General features: G+C 68.3%; 3 protein-coding genes. 1 reads left to right on the top strand and 2 read right to left on the bottom strand.

All coding sequences use genetic code 11. The features are described from left to right. Window positions 1–699 precede the first annotated feature (699 nt). Both ACFVH2_RS24915 and ACFVH2_RS24910 read right to left on the bottom strand, forming a co-directional pair. The gene (locus ACFVH2_RS24915; protein WP_378428734.1) at window positions 700–1,326 is read right to left on the bottom strand and encodes a glyoxalase; all 627 of its coding nucleotides are present in this window, start codon (window positions 1,324–1,326) and stop codon (window positions 700–702) included. A gap of 2 nt (window positions 1,327–1,328) precedes the next feature. After that, window positions 1,329–1,739 (bottom strand): VOC family protein, encoded by a 411-nt coding sequence (locus ACFVH2_RS24910; protein WP_378428732.1) that lies wholly within the window; start codon window positions 1,737–1,739, stop codon window positions 1,329–1,331. Window positions 1,740–1,985: 246 nt separating this feature from the next. Here ACFVH2_RS24910 and ACFVH2_RS24905 point away from each other — a divergent pair, with 246 nt between their 5' ends. Continuing rightward, a complete protein-coding gene (locus ACFVH2_RS24905; protein WP_378428730.1) occupies window positions 1,986–2,255 on the top strand; it encodes a hypothetical protein in 270 nt (89 codons plus the stop codon). The last annotated feature ends 144 nt before the right edge of the window (window positions 2,256–2,399 follow it).

Below are 2,399 nucleotides of genomic sequence, written 5' to 3'. Positions count from 1 at the left end.
CGGCCGACGAGTCCGATGCGGTCACCCGCCTGCACACGCAGGGCTGGACCGGGCGCGGTGAGGAGGGTCCGCACACCGGCACGAACTTCGAGGTCCGTGGTTGCAATCATAGTTGTTCTCCTGCAAAGAAATTGGCGAGAGTCGACCGACCTGGCAGCGGCGTGGACGGCGGCACTGGCTGCGATCGGTCTCTTCGAAATGGGCAAAGCCGACGGAGGTCGTCACGTGTCCCTGTGCGCGATCGCTGCCACCCACGGATCGGCAGCGACCGCGCGAGGCCTACTGCTGGGGGTGGGGCGGAACCGCTCGCGCAAGTGTGCGCGTCGCGGCGGTACGGCTATGTGCGGACGGGAATTCTCACCGTCTCTGGATCCAGACCAAGCCAGGATGCAGCCTCTCGCGGGCTTTCTTGGCAGGCTGGACACACATGGCGGGGGACTCTAGGGCAGATCGCAGGCCCCGTCAAAACGAGTGTGCCGGACGAACTCGTTGGCGACGGGCTCAGCCGGTGGCCCACCCGTCACACGACGTTGGCCGGGTTACCGCCGGAGACCGGGCGGTTCGTGCTCGCCGGCTCGCCGGGTCGAAGGTGTCGCAGTACGCCCTGGGGTGCACGGAGAAATCCGCCTGCACCAGGGCCCCTGCCGCCGGCTCGGACCGGCCTCGCCGACAACGGGTACCCCGGGCAGGTGACGGCACTCAGGCCTGCGTGGTCTCCCACGTGAAACCGTCCGGGTCGGTGAACGATCCGGCGGCGCCGCCGAGCACGATCCGGTGCGACCCGCTGCCCTCCGGGGAGACCCCGGCGTCCTTGGCCAGGGCGCGGCGGCCGTAGAGGGCCAGCTTGACCTTCGCGGGCGCGGCCTCGAACTCGACGTACTTGCGGCCGAAGCTCTTCGCCACGGTCAGCCCGCGATCGATGTAGAACTGCTTGCTGGCCTTGACGTCTTCGACACCGAGCAACAGCACGAGATCGTCGAACTGCCGGGTGGCCGGTCCGGTGTTCTTCTTCGACGACGTCGCCACCTTCCAGATCGCGCCGTCCGGCGCCTGGACGACGCCGCCGTACCCCCAGAACCCCTTCTTGGCCGGCTTGATCGTGGTGGCGCCGCCGTCGAGGGCTGCCGCGACGAAGGCATCGACGTTGTGCGGCTGGGACACCACCAGGGACAGCGTGTAGCCGCGGGACCCGGTGGTCGGTGCCTCCGCGGCGCGCACACGCACGTGCTCGCCGACGCCGAAGGCGGCGTAGAAGCTCTCGGCGGCCGCGGGATCGGGGACTTCGAGGGTGACGGACTCGACGGTGAGGGATTCGATGGTGGTCATGTTCAGTTCACCTCGTTGATTCGGATCAGGTTGCCTGCGGGATCCCGTACGGCACAGTCGCGGATGCCGTACGGCTGTTCGATCGGTTCCTGGACGATCTCGGCGCCGCTGGACTCGAGCTGCGCGAAGGTCGCGTCGAGGTCCGGGGTGGCCATGGTGAGGATCGCGTACGTCCCCTTCGCCATCATCTCGGTGATCGTGCGACGCTCGTCGTCGGTGATACCTGGATCGGCGGCAGGCGGGTGCAGGACCAGGGAGGTGCCGGGCTGGTCCGGGTGACCGACAGTGATCCAGTACATCCCGTTGTAGCCGACCTCCTTGCGGACCTCGAACCCGAGAATGTCCCGGTAGAAGGCCAGCGAGGCCTCGTGGTCGGTGTGCGGCAGGAAAGCTGAGTGAATGGTGATGTCCATGACGATCACGCTAGGCGCGGCTCGTTGTCGGCGCTTCTCGATTCCTGATCGGTCCGGCCGTGTCCGGGTCCGGAAAGCAGGCATGTTTCCAGGTATTCCTCCCCTGTTGCGTATCCGCGCCGCAGGGCACTGTGGCTGGTGCGGCAAGGCGCTGAGGTGAGGTTTCCGCAGTATGGTCGCCGGGCCGGAGTGACGAGGCCTGTCCGAACGGACAGGGCCGCTGAGCGAGGGCGGAAGGTGCCGACCGTGTCGAATTCCTGCGAGTACGAGCGACGTTGGCCGGAGCTGTGGGAACCGCTGAGCGAGCCGGACCGGTGGGTCCTGTCGCAGGCGCTGGCCGACGACGCGTCCGGGGACGTGAGCCGCGAGCAGATCGTGGACCTGGCCGAGTACCTGGCCGGGAACATCTCCGCCGACGAGTACGAACAGCGCGCCGAGTGGCGTCTGGTTGGCACGGATCCTGTGGAAGCCGACCGCCGCCCGGTCGTCCCCGCCCGTGTCGACATCGCTGCCTGAGGCGGGTCGAGCTACTAGCCGGGGGCGCCCCGTAACACCGCGCCGCCCCCCACCCCGGGGGTGGGGGGGGGGGGAGTTTGGAATCAGCGCGGCCGCCCGTGCCCCCCAGTATCCCAAAACAAAAACCACGCCCCCGGTTGGGGC

Origin of the sequence: Rhodococcus sp. NPDC127527, assembly GCF_042672245.1 — a bacterium.
Classification (GTDB): Bacteria; Actinomycetota; Actinomycetes; order Mycobacteriales; family Mycobacteriaceae; genus Rhodococcus_G.
This window is presented reverse-complemented; position numbering and strand designations above follow the sequence as displayed.

Coding starts and splice junctions, on each gene's coding strand:
- ACFVH2_RS24915 (WP_378428734.1), bottom strand. CDS start 1,326: ATGACCACCATCGAATCCCTCACCGTCGAGTCCGTCACCCTCGAAGTC.
- ACFVH2_RS24910 (WP_378428732.1), bottom strand. CDS start 1,739: ATGGACATCACCATTCACTCAGCTTTCCTGCCGCACACCGACCACGAG.